Source organism: Thioalkalivibrio sp. ALM2T, from assembly GCF_000381505.1.
GTDB lineage: Bacteria > Pseudomonadota > Gammaproteobacteria > Ectothiorhodospirales > Ectothiorhodospiraceae > Thioalkalivibrio > Thioalkalivibrio versutus.
The window spans coordinates 1-16,580 of the sequence record NZ_KB906561.1; the positions used below are offsets into that span (position 1 = coordinate 1).

At 66.3% G+C, this 16,580-nt stretch carries 14 protein-coding genes and 1 pseudogene; 6 read left to right on the forward strand and 9 right to left on the reverse strand.

The genetic code is table 11. From position 1 onward, the window contains the following. The 4 genes and pseudogenes from F816_RS14880 to motA form a co-directional block, all read right to left on the reverse strand. Positions 1-126 (reverse strand): annotated as a pseudogene (locus tag F816_RS14880) (IS110 family transposase); the annotation flags it as partial. Between the two features lie 319 nt (positions 127-445). Beyond that, positions 446-1,498 carry a GTP-binding protein gene (locus F816_RS0107720; protein ID WP_019594255.1) on the reverse strand — a complete coding sequence of 351 codons (1,053 nt, stop codon included), beginning with the start codon at positions 1,496-1,498 and terminating at the stop codon, positions 446-448. A 1-nt stretch (position 1,499) separates the two neighbouring features. Continuing rightward, positions 1,500-2,450 carry a flagellar motor protein MotB gene (gene motB / locus F816_RS0107725; protein WP_019594256.1) on the reverse strand — a complete coding sequence of 317 codons (951 nt, stop codon included), beginning with the start codon at positions 2,448-2,450 and terminating at the stop codon, positions 1,500-1,502. A gap of 19 nt (positions 2,451-2,469) precedes the next feature. Next, on the reverse strand, positions 2,470-3,324 hold the full coding sequence (gene motA, locus F816_RS0107730; RefSeq protein WP_018176002.1) for a flagellar motor stator protein MotA: 855 nt from the start codon (positions 3,322-3,324) through the stop codon (positions 2,470-2,472). Between the two features lie 113 nt (positions 3,325-3,437). Between motA and F816_RS0107735 the strand changes: the two genes are divergently transcribed. The 4 genes from F816_RS0107735 to F816_RS0107755 all read left to right on the forward strand — a co-directional run bounded on the left by F816_RS0107735 (position 3,438) and on the right by F816_RS0107755 (position 9,289). Then, positions 3,438-4,811, forward strand: coding sequence for an HDOD domain-containing protein (locus tag F816_RS0107735; protein WP_019594257.1), 1,374 nt, complete (start codon positions 3,438-3,440; stop codon positions 4,809-4,811). A 178-nt stretch (positions 4,812-4,989) separates the two neighbouring features. Next, complete coding sequence (locus F816_RS0107740) at positions 4,990-6,561, forward strand: methyl-accepting chemotaxis protein (protein WP_019594258.1); 1,572 nt, start codon at positions 4,990-4,992, stop codon at positions 6,559-6,561. Positions 6,562-7,168: 607 nt separating this feature from the next. Beyond that, a complete protein-coding gene (mgtE, locus tag F816_RS0107750; RefSeq protein WP_019594260.1) occupies positions 7,169-8,554 on the forward strand; it encodes a magnesium transporter in 1,386 nt (461 codons plus the stop codon). Between the two features lie 78 nt (positions 8,555-8,632). Next, on the forward strand, positions 8,633-9,289 hold the full coding sequence (locus F816_RS0107755; RefSeq protein WP_019594261.1) for a TorF family putative porin: 657 nt from the start codon (positions 8,633-8,635) through the stop codon (positions 9,287-9,289). 385 nt (positions 9,290-9,674) lie between these two features. Here the strand turns inward: F816_RS0107755 and ispG are convergent, their stop codons facing one another. From ispG to F816_RS0107770, 3 genes are all read right to left on the reverse strand, one after another. Further along, positions 9,675-10,901, reverse strand: coding sequence for a flavodoxin-dependent (E)-4-hydroxy-3-methylbut-2-enyl-diphosphate synthase (gene ispG / locus F816_RS0107760; RefSeq protein WP_019594262.1), 1,227 nt, complete (start codon positions 10,899-10,901; stop codon positions 9,675-9,677). A 363-nt stretch (positions 10,902-11,264) separates the two neighbouring features. Continuing rightward, on the reverse strand, positions 11,265-12,353 hold the full coding sequence (locus F816_RS0107765) for a hypothetical protein (RefSeq protein WP_019594263.1): 1,089 nt from the start codon (positions 12,351-12,353) through the stop codon (positions 11,265-11,267). Between the two features lie 54 nt (positions 12,354-12,407). Further along, on the reverse strand, positions 12,408-13,262 hold the full coding sequence (locus F816_RS0107770; RefSeq protein WP_019594264.1) for a hypothetical protein: 855 nt from the start codon (positions 13,260-13,262) through the stop codon (positions 12,408-12,410). Between the two features lie 162 nt (positions 13,263-13,424). Between F816_RS0107770 and F816_RS0107775 the strand changes: the two genes are divergently transcribed. After that, on the forward strand, positions 13,425-14,039 hold the full coding sequence (locus F816_RS0107775; RefSeq protein WP_019594265.1) for a TIGR02281 family clan AA aspartic protease: 615 nt from the start codon (positions 13,425-13,427) through the stop codon (positions 14,037-14,039). A 46-nt stretch (positions 14,040-14,085) separates the two neighbouring features. Beyond that, complete coding sequence (locus F816_RS0107780; RefSeq protein WP_019594266.1) at positions 14,086-15,417, forward strand: MFS transporter; 1,332 nt, start codon at positions 14,086-14,088, stop codon at positions 15,415-15,417. A 223-nt stretch (positions 15,418-15,640) separates the two neighbouring features. Here the strand turns inward: F816_RS0107780 and F816_RS15065 are convergent, their stop codons facing one another. Both F816_RS15065 and F816_RS0107790 read right to left on the reverse strand, forming a co-directional pair. After that, complete coding sequence (locus F816_RS15065) at positions 15,641-15,901, reverse strand: hypothetical protein (protein WP_081622682.1); 261 nt, start codon at positions 15,899-15,901, stop codon at positions 15,641-15,643. A gap of 338 nt (positions 15,902-16,239) precedes the next feature. Next, the gene (locus tag F816_RS0107790) at positions 16,240-16,425 is read right to left on the reverse strand and encodes an addiction module protein (protein ID WP_026333194.1); all 186 of its coding nucleotides are present in this window, start codon (positions 16,423-16,425) and stop codon (positions 16,240-16,242) included. Positions 16,426-16,580 lie beyond the last annotated feature (155 nt).

Genomic DNA, 16,580 nt, shown 5'->3' on the forward strand with positions numbered 1-16,580 from the left:
CAGCAACTCCGGGTACTGGTCCTGGCGGTTCGGGAACACCTTGGGCTTGACCTTGCCCGCATCCAGATCCCGGACCCACATGCAGTCGAGCTTGTTCTTGCTCACATCAATGCCAATATGCGCCATCTCGTCCTCTCGCCTTGTCCGTACAGCCTCACCCGTCCCTCACGGGGGGCATTGGATACCGTTCAAACTTCGAGATGAAAAAGGACTCGGGGGCCCATCTACGAAACAGGTTCGTGACCTCAGGATGCGTTCGGGTTACCCCGAGCCCGGTACGGTTCATGGTAGCGATCCGTGAACCGCAAGACACAAGGATGTGTTGAGCGCAGCGAAACGCATCGGTCGGCGGGGCGTCTTTCCCTGTAGCGTGCGTCCTGATGCGTTTCGCGGGGCTCAGCGCGTCTTACGAGGCGGCGATTGGCGATTGGCGCCGGGTGCTGGGTCAGGTGTTCGGGGTGTGTGCGGCGTCGAGTGTCTTGGTTAGGGCGTCCAGGACGGCGGTACCGGATTCCGGCAGGATGGCCTCGATGCGGGGGCGCAGCGGTGTGTTGGGGGCGGCCATTGGCTCCAGCCCACCGTGGCCGTCCACGCGGTTGATGCGTTGCCAGCCCTGGTCGGTCTCCACCAGCCCTTTCAGCCGATCGCCGGTAAAGCCGTCGACCAGGCCTGCGAGGGTTGCGTGGTCGACGACCTGCCCCTCGGGCATCAGCCAGCTGCGACCGATGTAGCCATCGCCGCGGGTGTCAATGGTCACCCATTCGTTTGCCGCGGGAGCGGCGTGGTCATGGGCGTGGTCGTGGGCATGATCATGATCATGTCCGGGGGCGGTGGACTGGGTCGCGGCCTCGAGGAAGGCGCGAGCCTCGGGGAACAGGGCACCGCCGCGCTCCAGCCGGGGCCGGTCCAGCCACTCGCGCTCGATGCGGGCCTGAGTCGTCTCGACCACGAGGGGGCGCGGCGAGGGCATCGCGGCGACGTAGGCATGCAGCGTCTCGCGGTCATCCTCGCTGTAGAGGTCGGCCTTGTTGGCCAGGAGCACATCGGCCAGGGCGATCTGGTCCTGCCAGATCGGGTGCTCGCGATGGCGGGGCGAGGCCAGGTGGCGTGCGTCCATCAGGGTCACGGTGGCGCGCAGATCGAGGACGCCGGCATAGGGCGGTTCGGTCAGGGTGCGGATGATCTGCGCCGGGTGCCCGAGACCGGTCGGCTCGATCAGGATGCGGTCGGGTTTCTGGCTGCGGATCAGCCGGTTCAGGCCGACGGTGAACATCTGCGCCGAGACGCAGCACAGGCAGCCGCCGGGGATCTCCTCCAGGGCCACACCGGTGTCCGCGAGCAGCCCGCCATCCACGCCGACCTCGCCGAACTCGTTGACGAGCACAGCCCAGTGCTCGCCTTCGGGGCGTTGTGAGAGCAGGTGACGGATGGCAGTGGTCTTGCCGACGCCAAGAAAACCGGTGATCAGGTTCAGCGGGATGTCGCGATGTTGGGCCATTTTAGCTGGGGTCGTCCAGTTGCGCGGGCGGTGGGCCGGTGCCGTTGTCTGCCGGTCCAAGGGTTTCGGGGCGCACTCCCTCGCTCTCCAGGCTCTGGCGCATGGCATCGTCGGCCTGCTGGGACATGACGATGATGGAGATACGGCGATTGATCGCCGCCTCCGGGTTTTCGCGGTTGAAGGGCACGCTGGCCGCCAGACCGACTACCTGGGCAATCTGGTCGGATTCGGTGCCGCCGGCGATCAGCGCGCGGCGGGCCGCGTTGGCACGGTCGGCCGAGAGTTCCCAGTTGGTGTAGTCCGGGCGCAGCAGCGGGCGTGCGTCGGTGTGGCCGGTGATCGAGACGCGGTTGGGGACCTTGTTGATCAGGCTGGCCAGTTCGCGCAGGATCGCGTCGGCGTGCTCCAGGGGCCGTGCGCTGGCACTGTCGAACATCGGCCGGTTCTCGCGATCGATGATCTGGATGCGCAGGCCCTCGGGCGTGATGTCCAGGAGCAACTGGTCCTTGAAGGGCTCTAGCGCCTGGCTTTGTTCGACCGCTTCTTCCAGGGCCCTTTGCAGTGTCTCGAGGGCCTCACGGTCGCGCGCCTCGGCCAGGTCGTCCAGGGTTTCATCGTCGATGCCACTGGGGGGAGCGACGGATTCCGGGTCTTCCATCAGTTCTGGCAGGCCCTCGAAATCGATAATCGACGGGTCCACTCCTGTGCCGTCCCCGGGCGCCTGTCCGGGGACGGGTGCAAGGCCTTCGAAGGCTGACGGGTTCTGAAAGTACTCGGATAAACCGGCAAGATCTTCGGCCTCCATCGCGGCGAGCAGCCACAGGAGCAGGAAGAAGGCCATCATCGCGGTGGCGAAATCGGCAAAGGCCACCTTCCACGAACCGCCGTGGTGGGCGGCCTTGACCACCTTCTTCTTGACGATGATCGGCTGGGTCTTGTCCTCGACGCCCATGGGTGCGTTCCGGACGGCCTCAGGCCGCCTTCACGTGCTCCTCGAGTTCGGAGAAGCCGGGCCGCAGCTCGCTTTCCATGGTCTTGCGGCCGAATTCAACCGCCACTTGCGGGCTGTACCCCTGAACATTGGCGAGGATGCAGGCCTTGATGCACTGCAGAAACTTCGCCTCTTCCTGGGATCGCGCCTCCAGTGCGGCCGCGGTCGGACCGACGAAGCCGTAGGCGAGCAGGATGCCGAGGAAGGACCCGACCAGGGCCGCTGCTACGTTCATGCCTATTTGTTCGATTGAGCCGCCGAGCGCACCCATGGTGTTCACGATCCCCAGCACCGCCGCCACGATGCCGAACCCGGGCAGGGCATCCGCCACGCGGTTGACCGCGTGGCTGGGGCGCTCGGATTCCTCGTGATGGGTTTCCAGGTCCACGTCCATCAGGGCGTCCAGCTCGTGCGGGTTCATCGAGCCGGAGATGATCAGGCGCATGTAGTCGGTGATGAACTCGACCGCGTGATGGTCCTTGAGTACCCGGGGATGCGCCTGGAACAGGGCACTTTCCTCGGGCTCCTCGACGTCGCCCTCGATGCCCATCAGGCCTTCCTTGCGGGCCTTGGTGAACAACTTGTACATCAGCGCGAGCAGGTCGAGGTAGTCTTCGCGCGAGTACTTGGCGCCGCCTTTCAGCAGCTGGGGAAGGGACTTGAGGACCGTGATCACGACCCGGAAGGGGTTGGCGATCAGGAAGGCGCCCAGGGCCGCGCCGCCGATGATCATGTATTCGTATGGCTGCCAGATCACCAGCATGTTGCCGCCGTGCAGCACGAAGCCGCCGAACACGCCGCCGAGCACGATGATGAAACCGAGAATGAGCTTCACTGATGGGATCCCGTGATGTGGGCTCGAATAGGGGTTCTGCGAACCGGTTCACAGTGCCGCAGTTGCTATAGTGACGGGCATAACCATAACGACTCCCCTGCGCGAGGTACAGCATGTCCCTGGACAAGGACGCGCCCTACATGGACGAAGCCGCCCGCCTGGCGGCCGTGGAATGGCCGATCCTCGAGGCGAGCGATGCGGTGTTCGCCGACCCCGACGCCCTGGTTGAGCGCTCGCTGCGCGAACTGGCGCGTTACGCCGAACGCGACCCCGGTCTGAGCCTGCGTCTGGTCCTGCGTGCAAACCGTTCGCGCCGCGGCCTGCGCCAGGAAGTGCACGCGGTGGGGGACGCCATCGCCATGCTGGGGTTGCAGAACGTCCATCAGGAGGCGGCTGCGGCGCCGCGCGTCGAGGATGTCGTTACCCAGCCGCAGGCTTATCGCGAGATGGCGGCGCAATCGCGGCTGGCGGCAATGATTGCGACCGAAATCGCAGGCGAGCGCCACGATACCGAGCCGGGCGAGCTGGCCCTGGCCGCCCTGCTGAATCAGCTCGGCCTGCTCGCCCTGCTCGTGGAGGGCGAGCCGCGCCTGGCCCGGCTGATGGAGATCCTCGAGCTGAATGCGCTTCCGGACGAGGCCAGTTACACCGCACTGGGGTACGCAACGGACGATCTCTCGCGTGCGATGGCGGAACAAATGGAGCTGCCGGAACTGGTGCAGGGGACGCTGCGGGCGGTCAATGCGGCGCATCACCGGGCCTTTGAGGTGATGGTCGCGAGTGCCGTGGCCTGGCAGGTCTTTCGCGGCATGGATACCGCGCGCGGTGACCGCGATCTCGGGCTGCTGGCCGGGCTGATGGGTTTGACTGACAAGGAGGCCGCGGACCGGATCAGTGCGGTGATCGAGCGTTTCAACGCGGATGTCGCGGTCTACCATCGTGAACCGCTGGATCCGCAGATACCCGGGCGGGTCTGGCTGCGCGAGCCACATCGGCCGCGCCTGGCCCTGATGCCGCGGGTCGACCTGCTGGAAGAGGGGATTGGCGCGCTCGAGAAAGAGCAGAACCGCGAGCTGCGCGTACGGCGGATGCTGCGGGTGATGCAGTTCGGTTTAGGCTTGAACCGGGTGGTTTTTGCCCGTCTGTCCCGGGATGGCGAGACGCTGCGTGCCGAGCACCTGGTCGGCACGCTGCACGAGCCGGAGTTCAGCCACTTTGTGATCAACCGTGCGGCGCTCGGACCGTTGGCGCAGGTCCTGGATAAGGACACGCCGCAGTGGTGGGACCACAAGCGCATCCATGAGCAGATGCCCCCGGCGGTGCGCAAGCTGACCGGCGGGGTCGATTGTCTCGTCGCGCGCCTGTGTGATGGCGAGCGCGTGCTGGGCCTGGTCTACGCCGACCGGCGTTCGCGTGACCTGGAGCTGACCCCGTTCGCCTTCGAGGGCTTTCGGCGTGTGCTGGCCGCGGCAGCGCGGCCCGTTTAGCCCCGGTAGGCCGCCGCCGGGTGCGATTCAAGTTCGGGGCATTCGGGTCGATACATCCGCAAGAGCGAATATATTCGCCGGAGATTATCATCGAGGGCGTGGGGCGCAGCGAACGGCCCGCGCGAATTTTGGTTGCCGGACACGTCCTGTTCGGCACACAAGAATAAGGAAGTACGGCATGCGCAAGAATCTTCCCGTCACCCAGACGGAGTATTCGCTGGATCGGCATGGAGACCTGATCTCCTCCACCGACGAGAAGGGCCGCATAGGCGACGCCAACCGCGATTTCATCGACGTCAGCGGCTTCGACTGGGAGGAGCTGTCGGGATCTGCGCATAACATCGTGCGCCACCCGGACATGCCGGAGGCCGCCTACGCGAACATGTGGGCGACCCTGAAGGCCGATGGGGCCTGGATGGGCATCGTCAAGAATCGGCGCAAGAACGGCGATCATTACTGGGTGGACGCCTTTGTCACCCCCGCCTACGAGCACGGTCGCAAGACCGGCTACGAGTCGGTGCGGGCGATCCCGGAGCGCGAACATGTGGCACGTGCCGAGAAGGTGTATGCCGCGATCAACCGGGGGCGGAGCTTCGCACGGCGCTGGTATCACGGCCTGACCTGTCGCCTGGCGGGTACCTGGATCGTGGGCGTCCTGCTGGCGCTCGCCGTCGTGTTCTCGGCGTTTTCGCCTGTGGTGCAGGCGGCCCTGCTGGTGCTGATCTTTGCTGTCGGCGGCGTGGCATCGCTGGTGTTTACCTCCGGGGTGCGGCAGGCGGTCAAGCGTGCCCAGGCCCAGTTCAACAACCCGGTAATGGAGGCGATCTACACCGGGCGGCGCGATGACAGCGCCTCGCTGGAACTGGTACAGCGCTTCGGCGAGGCGAAACTGCGCACCGTGCTAGGCCGCATTGAGGACAAGGCCGAGGCGGTGAGTGACGATGCGCACTCGATGGCCAGCAGCGTGGACCAGACCGCCTCCGGCGTGGAGCGCCAGCAAAACGAGATCGACCAGGTTGCCACGGCGATGAACGAGATGACCTCGACCATCCAGGAGATGGCGAGCAACTCCGCCCGCGCCGCCGAGGCCGCGAACAACGCCGAGAAGGAAACCGGGGCCGGTCAGGATGTCGTGAACGACACGGTTTCCGTGATCAACCGCATGGCAGCGGAGGTCGAGTCCACCGCCGAGAAGCTCGGCAAGCTGGAGGCGAGCACCGTGGAGATCGACAAGATTCTGAGTGTCATTCGCGAGATCGCCGAGCAGACCAACCTGCTGGCGCTGAATGCCGCGATCGAGGCCGCCCGCGCCGGGGAACACGGCCGCGGGTTCGCCGTGGTGGCCGACGAGGTGCGCAGCCTGTCGCAGCGCACCGATGAATCCACGGTGACCATTCGCAATATGATCGAGAGCCTGCAGTCCGGGGCGCGCGAGGCCATGTCCGCGATGCGTGCCAGTCAGGAGCGGGCTGCCGACGGGGTCGAAAAGGCCCAGGCGGCGGGCGATTCACTGACGACCATCCGCGAGGCCGTTGGCCAGATCACCGAGATGAACACCCAGATCGCCACTGCGGTCGAAGAGCAAAGCGCGGTCTCCGAGGAGATCAACCGCAACGTGACGTCCATTCGCGATGTTGCCACCGAGACCGGCTCTGTCTCCGCCCACGCCCGCGACGCCAGCGCCCGCATGCAGGCCGAGGCCAGCGAGCTTAAGGCACTCATTCATCGCTTCGAACAAAAGGCTGGGTGAAAATTGAGTTTCAGGGCTTGCGTGAATAAAAATGCGCGATTAGAATTTCGCCCATCTTAATAGCAGAGGTTTGTCAATGGACTGTTGTCGATGCATGCATGATCGCGGGGCCGGTGGCCGAAGCGAGCGTGCATATCGTTGCCAGCGGGGTCCAGCCACCCAGTAAGTGCGGTGGTGTCCCCGGTGTCAGCGATATGCGTGACTCCGGGGGCTGACAGATTTCCTGTTTTCTCCCCTCCTGCGCCCATTTCGGGCGTCCTGCCTGCCCCGAACCCCTTGGTGGCCACCCTGCGGTGCGCTGCTGGTTCATGCCAATCGATGGCGTTTTCCCTCTGCTCGGCTCCGGAAGGAGCCGTGCGTATAACTGTGCGCGTCCCGAACGTGTTGGTGCATTGATTACGACGAGGAGGCCTGTATGCCACAGGACGAAGACGACGACCCCGGGTCGGGGTTCGGTATATCACTGCGGGGCAGTGAAAAAAGTAAAATCATGTTCAATTCGCTGATGGGGGTTTTGTAAAAGACCGCTGCCAGCGGTGATGGGATTCTTTTGCCTTTTGTAATGCCCTGCGTTCCTTTTGAATGTAAAAGCACGAGGAGCATTGCAATGAATGACAAGATCCTGGAAATGATCCATGCGGGGGAACTCGATCACGCCCGCGCCGAGCTGATTCATCCGGTCCCGGCGATTACCGCCGAGCGCCTGGCCGAGCTGGACCCGCGTTCGCGCTGGGTGCTGCTGGAGGGCGTGGACGCCAACGAACGCCGCGCCGTGTTCCTGGCGATGGATGATGAGGAGCAGGCCATCCTGCTCGAACACATGCCGGAGGATGCAGCCCACGAGCTGGTGCAGCGGCTGCCGGCCTACACCCTTGCGCGCGCCCTGACTCTGGTAGGCAAGCCGCTGGCGGCGGACCTGCTCAACGCCCTGCCCGGAGCCAAGCGCGACAAGGTCCGTGCGCTGTGGCGCCAGGACGAAGACACGGTGGCGCGCGTGATGCGGCGCCCGGTGTTCTGGGTGACGCCGGAAGAGACCGTCGGCGAGGTCACCGCTCGGCTGCGTGAAGATCGCAACATGCCCGACGATGTCGGGGCGGCGTTGCTGATCACGGATCGCGACCACCACTATCGGGGGCTGGTGCGCCTCGGCCGCATGTTCCGCGCGGATGGCGACCAGGCCGTCGGCGAGCTGGTCGAGCTGGAGGATTTCTGCGCCACGCCCGACGGCGACAAGGTGGAGGCCGCTCGCCTGCTGCAGCGCACCGACGTGCCGTATCTACCAGTGGTGGACGCCGATGGCGTGCTGGTGGGTGTGCTGCGCATCGACGATGCGATGGATGTGCTCGAGGAGGACACCTCGGAGGACTTCTACAAGAAGGCGGGGATTGGCGACCTGCTGCACCACCGGGATGTCGTGCGTTCGGAGAAGCTCACCTCCGGTGGGATCGGCTACGCGGTCAAGGTGCGCATGGCCTTCCTGATGGTGACGCTCGCCGGCGGTCTGGCCGTGGGTGGGGTGATCGACTTCTTCGAGGACACGCTGGCCGCGGTCGTGGCGCTCGCGATCTTCATCCCGCTGGTCATGGACATGGGCGGCAACGTGGGGACGCAGTCGACCACCATCTTTGCCCGCGGCCTGGCCCTGGGCCATATCAACCTGGGACGCTTCTTCCGCGCGCATCTGGTTCGCGAGGGGGGCGTAGGCCTGGCCATGGGGGTTGTGATGGCGGTTCTCGCTGGCACCATCGCCTACTTCTGGCAGGGTGCCCCGAATGACATCCCGCAGCTGGGTTTCGTGGTCGGCGTGGCGCTGTTCTTCTCGGTGTTCACGGCCTCCATCCTCGGCTTTCTGCTGCCGTGGGTGCTGTTGAAGATCGGTGTCGATCACGCGCCGGGCGCGGATCCGTTCATCACCACCATCAAGGATTTCACCGGCCTGGCCGTGTATTTCGGCATGGCGGCTTGGCTGCTGAGCGCGCAGATGCCGGTGTAACCCCGGGAACCCGAACCGTAGCGTCGGGGACTGACCCCGGCGAGACGTGTGACGATATCTGCATCAAGAGGAATCGACATGAACCATCAGAACTTCCATCGCGGCCTGCTGGCCGCCGCCGTGGCCGGTGCCTTCGCCTTTGGCGCATCGACGGTCCATGCCACTGGGGCCGATTTCAACATCGGCGTGTTCACCGACTACATCGACGACGGTGCCACCAAGTCGGATAACGACGCGGTCGTCCAGGGCGGTTTCGAACTGGGCTTCGATAATGGCGTGTTCACCGGCGTTCAGGCCTCCTCCCTGGGTAGCGGTCGTGGCGTCGAGGTCGTGCCGTTCGTCGGCTATGGCTTCGATGCCGGCCCCGTGGGGCTCGAGTTCGGCTTCGAGTATTTCCACTACTCGGACCTTGACGAGCGCTACGAAGGCGAGACCTTCGTGGTCGCGGACTGGGGGCCGGTGTACACCGGGGTGAACTATCTGGCTCATGCGCACGACCGGGACGCCCGGGGCAGCCGCGAGTATTTCGTGGGTGCCGCGTTCGAGGTGATCCCGCGCACCGAGGTATTCGCCGAGGTGGGCTATGGCAGCCCGGCGGACGACAACGGCGCGAAGTTCTGGGAGCTGGGCGCGGCCCATGCCACCGATTTCGGGACCTTCTCGGTCACCTACGCCACGCGCGACGAAAGCGGAGCCCAGAACCTGCTCGCCGGCGGCTACACCTACAACTTCTAAGCCACCGCCCGCGTCGGTTGGGCGCGGGCTGGTTTTTCACCACGAAGTACCCGAAGGCACGACAAAGAAGGGCAAACGGCGGATTTACCACAGAGGGCACAGAGGCCACGGAGAAAGGCACTTATTTGGGTTGAGAACGTCCGCGGGGATCGCCGCTCGCTGGATGAATTGCTCACGGCGAGTAGGATGCAGTTGAGCGCAGCGAAACGCATCAATCCGGGAACCGGGAACCGGGAAGCTTCGGGCCGCGACACGATGCGATTCGCTGCGCTCATCACATCCTACCCTTCTTCGTTGGGTCTTCTCCGTGAACTCTGTGCCCTCTGTGGTAAGACCGCCTTTGAGTTTCTTCGTGCCTTCGTGTGCTTCGTGGTGAATCAGGTCTTCAGGCGGGCTGGCGGTAGCGGCGTTCGATGTAGGCTTCGACGCGGGCCTGGAATTCCTCGGCGATGTGGTCGCCCTTGAGGGTAACGGTCTTCTCGCCGTCCTCGTAGACCGGGGCGACCGGTTGTTCGCCGGTGCCGGGCAGGGAGATGCCGATGTTGGCGTGCTTGCTCTCGCCGGGGCCGTTGACCACGCAGCCCATTACCGCGACGGTCATCTCCTCCACGCCCGGGTAGCGCTCCTTCCAGGTGGGCATCTGGTGGCGGATGTAGGTCTGGATGTCCTGTGCCAGGTGCTGGAAGTACTCACTGGAGGTGCGTCCGCAGCCGGGACAGGCGACCACCGACGGCAGGAAGCTGCGTAGCCCCATGCTCTGCAGGATCTCCTGGGCGACCAGGACCTCGCGGGTGCGGTCGCCGCCGGGCTCCGGCGTCAGCGAGATACGGATGGTGTCGCCGATACCCTGTTGCAGCAGCACCGACAGCGCGGCGGTGGAGGCGACGATGCCCTTGGCCCCCATGCCGGCCTCGGTCAGACCCAGGTGTAGCGGATAGTCGCAGCGCGCAGCCAGGTCCTGGTAGACCGCGATCAGCGGCTGCACGCCGCTAACCTTGGCCGACAGGATAATGTGGTCATGCGGCAGACCAATGCGCTCGGCCTCGGCCGCGCTCTCCAGCGCCGAGGTGATCAGGGCTTCCTGCATCACCGCCTCGGGTTCGAGGGGTTCGGCGCGCTCGTTGTTCGCGTCCATCATCCGTGCGAGCAGGGCCTGGTCCAGGCTGCCCCAGTTCACGCCGATACGCACCGGCTTGTCGTACTCGCACGCGGTCTCGATCATGGCGGCGTACTGGCTGTCGCGCTTCGAGCCGCGGCCGACGTTGCCCGGGTTGATGCGCAGCTTGGCCAGCGCCTGCGCACATTCCGGGTATTGCGTCAGCAGCTTGTGGCCGTTGAAGTGGAAGTCCCCGACCAGTGGCACGTCCAGCCCCATCGTGTCCAGGCGCTCGCGGATTTCGGGCACGGCCTTCGCTGCGGCCTCGGAGTTCACCGTGATGCGCACGACCTCGGAGCCGGCGCGCGCGAGTTCCGCCACCTGCACGGCGGTGCGCAGGGCGTCCGCGGTGTCGGTATTGGTCATCGATTGCACCATCACTGGGTGGTCGCCGCCGACGGTGACGTTGCCGACGCGGACGGGGACGGTCTTGTGGCGCTTGGGAGTCGTATTCATCAGTAGGCGCGGGCGCGAGGTAACGGTGTGCGGAGTGTAACGCAGCACTGCTCGACTGCCGAGAAACTGCAGACCCCAGGTCGTAATGTCCTCGTTGGCTGGCGGAGGGGTGTGTGGCAGTACGCCAGGGACATTGGCGCTGATGTCTGCTTTCCCCGTGATGGCGAGGCCCCGCAGGGGCCATGGCCATCTCCTGACGCAGCCCCGACGCCGGGGCCGCCCAGGGAGGTCGCCACGGCGCGCCTCGCGATGACGAGCCTCGGAGCAGGGCAGGCGGTGGAGATCCCGGCTCTGCGCTTCGCTTCGGCCGGGATGACGAGGGGCGGCGTCCTGTGTCTCGCCCGCCGACCCGTTGGGTGGGCGTCAGGGTACGAGGCTCGACCTCCAGGGCTGGAACGTGTTCTCGACCGCGGCGCGACTGGCCGTGTGCCGGGCCTCGACGCGCTCGGCGATGGCCTGCCTCCAGGCCCGGCGCGTCTCGGCGTGCAGGGCGTCCAGGGCCTCGTGCAGGGCCTGCTCCAGGTCTTCGCGGTGGCGGGTCTCGTCGAGCCGCAGAAGCAGCCAGTCCACGCCGATGATCGTGGCCCCGGCAGCGGTGATGCCACAGCCCAGCGAGAACGGACCGCTCCAGGCGCAGACTCCGGCACCGAGGGCGCCCGCGCGGCCGGCGCGACCGAGGCTGCGCGCCAGCCCCGCCTGCGTGGCGCGGGTGGCCAGCCGGGCCTGCACGGCGCGCGCGATCAACGGGGTCGCGAGCCCGGTGCCGGCGGCGGCCGTGGCCGCCAGGCCGGTGCGCTGATCGAAGCGCTCCAGGTCGATATCCAGCGCTGTGTGCAGGGCGTGGCCACGTTCGATCTCGGCCGCTGAGGCGCCTCCGGCGCGCGGCGGTGGGTCCGGGATGCGCGCGTCCGCGAGGCGCTCGGCCAGCTCCAGACGCCAGGCGTCGCGAACCTGGCGTTGTTGCTCGTCCACGCCCCATTCGACGCGGGTGGCCAGGTCCCGCAGGGCGTGATCCCACAGCGGCTCGGGCAGCAGGCGCTCGCGCAGCATCCGCGCGGGGGCATCCGGTTCGGCGTCACCCAGCCACTGGGTCCCGCGCAGCCACAGGCGCAGGTATTCGGCGCCCAGCGAGTAGTACCAGTCCGCGACCTCGGGGACGCGGTCGTGCACTTCCGCGAAGCGGGCATCGAGTTCGGCATCCACGCGGCGTTGCCAGTGGTCCCGGGTTTCGGCGTCCCCCGCCTCCAGCCATTCGAGCGTGAAGCGTTCGAGGCGGGTGAGGCGTTCTTGATCGACCTGGTAGCGCTGCTCACCGAGTTGCAGGGTCAGCGGAGCGGCCTCTTCCCAGCTACGGGGTTCGTGCTGGTTGGCCAGCCACAACAGGCTGGCGCTGGCCAGCAGGGTCAGGACCATCCAGGTCCAGGCCGTATGCCACCCCGCCGTCATCGCCATGGCCGGGTGCCGGTTGGGGCTTGCGGGATGCACGATGGCATGGCGGGGTCCGGGCTACTCGATGACGGGGGCGTTGCGCGGGTCGCCCAGGGTGTCGTTCGTCGGGCGCAGCGGCAGCAGGCCGTTGGCCAGCAGCAGGAAACCGAGCGCCAGGAAGGTCTGTTCCGCGAGTACCAGCAGCCAGCCGAGCAGGGCCGGCAGGGATTCCACACCCTGCGGGAACCATTGCTGGCCCAGCCACAGGCGCAGGGCGTCCTGGGCGGCGGCGAGTTGCAACCCGGCCTCCAGCAGATGGCTGCGCGCGGCCTCCTGGTGGACCAGGAACCAGACCGCCTGTTCCAGCGTGGCGCCGGTCAGGTCGGGGTACCGGGCCAGCAGGGCCAGCGCCAGCAGGGCGACGATCAGCAACAGGCCCGTGAGCGTCAGGGCCCCGCGGCGGACCAGTTCCGGTGCGAACTGCGGATGGGCATGGCCGCGCAGCAGGCGGGCGAACAGGGCCTCGCTGATCACCAGCACGAAGCCGGCGACCAGCAGGGCGGCCCAGACCTCCTGGGTCGGGATGCGCGCGAGGGTGATCAGCAGCAGTCCGCCCAGCAGCGCGCCGATGATCAGGTGACGCAGGGCCATCAGCGGCCCGCCCCGCAGGCGGCGAGGCCATTGGCTGGTTGGCTCCAGATAGCCGCGCAGGAAGGCCGCGCGCCGGACCCGGTGGCGCCGAAAGCCGCCATGGGCGATCAGCAGGGTGACACCGATCCACAGCGCCATCACCCCGGCCTCGGGCAGGACCCGCAGGTTCATGTGCATCAGCCACAGCCCGATTACCAGCAATGTCACGGTAAAGGCATGGCGCAGGGCGATATGCCGGGTCGGGAGTGGGCTGGACGCGGTGGACGAGGATGAACGGGACACGGTGGCTCCAGGAGGATATGCACGCCCTGATGGTAGCAGGCGCGGGGGTTGTCGCCTGGCGTTCCGGTTTCGTTCAGCCGGAGGCGCTATAACAGCGGCATGACTTGGACTCGTCTCTCTCGTTACTGTTCGCCGGCCGTACTCGGTCTGGCGGTGTGGCTAATGCTGTGGTGGCCGGTCTCTGTGGCCGCGGAGGAACTCCGCCTGCATGCGGTGTTCGGGGATCGCGCGGTGCTGTCCGTGGGGGACGAGCGGGCCGTGGTCTCCACCGGCGAGTCCGGCCCGGGCGGGTTGCGGGTCCTGCGCACACGCCCGGGCGCGGCCCTGGTGGAGTACGGCGGCAGGCAGCATGAGCTGCGGGTGCAGCAACGGGCCGCCCCGGCACGGCCGGTTGGGCCGGCGGAGGGAGGTGCCGCGGTGCGGGTGCATCGGGATTCGCGTGGCGAGCATGCGGTGACCGCCGGGGTGAACGGTACGGCCGTTACCGTCGTCGTCGATGCGCAGGCTGACTCGGTGTTGCTGCGTGAGACCGATGCCGAGCAGGCCGGGATTGACGCCGATCAGGGGCGCTCGGTGCGCATCCGTGACGCCCGGGGCACGCAGCATGGGCAGCGCGTTCGGATCGAGCAGTTGCAGGTGGGCGCGCTACGCCGTTCGGGGGTCAGTGCGATCGTGTTGCCCGACGATGCGCTGCCGCGCTCGCGTCTGGGCCGCAGTTTCCTTGAGTACTTCGCGGTCGAAACGGACGGCGATGCCGTCGTGATCCGCGAGCGCTGAGGAGGTGGGTTAGCATGTGGCCCGTCATGACCCCCGAGATTCCTGCATGCCGCTGATTCGGCGCTACCCCGAGAACGCGCCCGCCCCCCGGCGCGAGATCTTCGGCTGGGCGATGTTCGACTTCGCCAATCAGGCCTACACCTTGTTGATCATCACGGTGATCTTCGGCGACCTGTTCACGCGGGTGATTGTCGGCGATGCCCCGGATTATCGCCTCGGTAACCTGTTGTGGAGCGTGGCCCTGGCGGTCAGCTACGCGATGGTGATCGTGGCCGCCCCGTTTGCCGGGGCGATCATGGATGCCACCGCCGCGCGCAAGCGCTTCCTCGCTGCCTCGTGGGTGCTGACGATCATCACCACCGCGTTGCTGTACTTCGTCGAGCCGGGGCTGGTGTTCTTCGGCATGGCGCTGATCATCGCCTCGAACTTCGGTTATGCCATCGGCGAATCCTTCATCGCCAGCTTCCTGCCCGACCTGGGGCCACCGGAGAAGCTCGGCTGGATCTCGGGGCTGGGCTGGGGGCTCGGGTATATCGGTGGGTTGGTGGCAACGGCCTTTGCCCTGGGGCTTCTGGGCGAGGTGAGCGCGGAGAACTTCGAGCGCATTCGCTGGGTCGGGCCGTTCGCGGCCGCGTTCTTCCTGGTCTCGGCGTTGCCGACCTTCCTGTTCCTGAAAGAACGCGGCACCCGGCGGCGCATGGCCCGGCACATCCAGCTGGGGTTGGGCTGGAAGCGGGTGAAGGCCTCGCTGGTCACGCTGGGCGAGCGCCGCGACCTGCGCGCGCTGTTCGTGTCCATCTTTTTCGTGATGGCCGGGATCTACATCATCATCGCCTTCACCTTCATCTATGGCGCGCAGGTCATCCAGTGGGACGAGCCGACACGGGTGATGATGTTCGTGGTGACCCAGATCACCGCGGTGATCGGTGCCGTGGGCTTCGGCTTCCTGCAGGACCGCGCGGGGCCGGTGCGCATCTATCGCATCACGCTGGTGCTTTGGGCATTGGCGGTGCTGGCGATCTTTGCCACGCCGACCATCGCCCAGTGGCTGAGCGTGCTGCTGGGACGACCGGTGGAGGCGCAGATGGTGTTCCTCGGCGTCGGCATCCTGGCCGGGCTTTGCCTCGGCTCGGCGCAGTCCGCCGGGCGTGCCCTGGTGGCGCTGATGGTCCCGGCGCGCGAGGCCGGGCGCTGGTTCGGCTTCTGGGGGCTGGCGTCCAAGGCCGCGGCGATCTTCGGCCTGCTCGGTATCGGCCTGCTGCAGGTCTGGCTGGGCCTCGAGAACGCGATCCTGTTCTGCCTGGTCCTGTTCCTCGCCGGGCTGCTGGCGTCGATCCCCATCCGCCTCGCCAATCGCCGCCGCGCCGAGCCCGCTTGACCAACCACGAAGCGCACGAAGGCACGAAGAAGGGCCAGGTCAAGGTCAAGGGCGTCGACAGGAAGACGCGAAGATCGGAAGGGGGACGGGGTTAAGTCGTCGAGTGTATGACAGGCACACCGGGGGTGTATCGAGTCGCCCGCCAGGGCTCACATCCCGATCATCCTTCTTGTCTTCCAGCCTTCCTGTAACCGCCCTTGACCTCCTTCGTTGAAAAGCCGGGCTACTCGTCGGGATCGCTCAGGCGCGGGGCGAGATGGCCGGGGGACTGACGGCAATCGAGGATGGCGTAGACGCGGATGATCTCGTCATCGACCCGGTAGTAGATCGCGAAGGGGAAACGGCGGGACAGCAGACGGTGGAAACCATGATGCTGCTCGTGCACACCGGCGTACAGGAGCAGGGAGTCGATGTCGGAAAAGAGGGCATCGAGGAAATACTCGCCCAGCCCCGGTGACCGGGAGGCGTAGAACGCAGCCCCCAGGGAGACGCTGGTTGAATCGCACGTTCGCGTTGGTGCCCCCTGTTTCCCGAGACAAGGCGCGTCGAGCAGCGGGTAGTGGTTCTACCCGCAAGCGGCGCAACGCAGGATCGGGGAACAGGGGGCACCAACCCCGCAAGCCAAGTAAAGTAGGGGCTCGGCCGCTTTTGCGCGCGAACAGCGTTGCGGTTCCCTTGTGCAGAGTGACTGCACGGCAGTCACCGCGTCTTGTTCGCACGGAAAAGCGACTCGAGCGCGAACGTGCGATTCAACCAGCGTCTCCCTGGGGCCAGGTCCTCTTCCGCCGCGTCGAGGAGTTCGATCAAGCGCAAGGCAGGCCGTTACCCGTTGCGCAGGCGTCGCTTGGCGTCGTCCCAGGGGCGAAATCGGGCCTCACCGCTGGCGGCGGTCGCCTGGCGCTGTTCCAGCACGTCGCGATGCCAATCGGGGACCGGCACATCCGCGGGATCGCGCGCCAAGTCTTCCCAGAGCTCTTCCATGGCGCGGAGCTTTTCGGTTGTGGTCATCTGATCGAGAGCGAGGGATGCGGTCACGGGTAACTCCCTTCAAACATGCAAATCCAGTATAGCCCGTCGGGTAAGTACATGCCGTCGGGCCGGTCTCGTTTGATCAACCACGAAGCGCGCGAAGGCACGAAGAAGGGCGATTGCACCACAGAGTG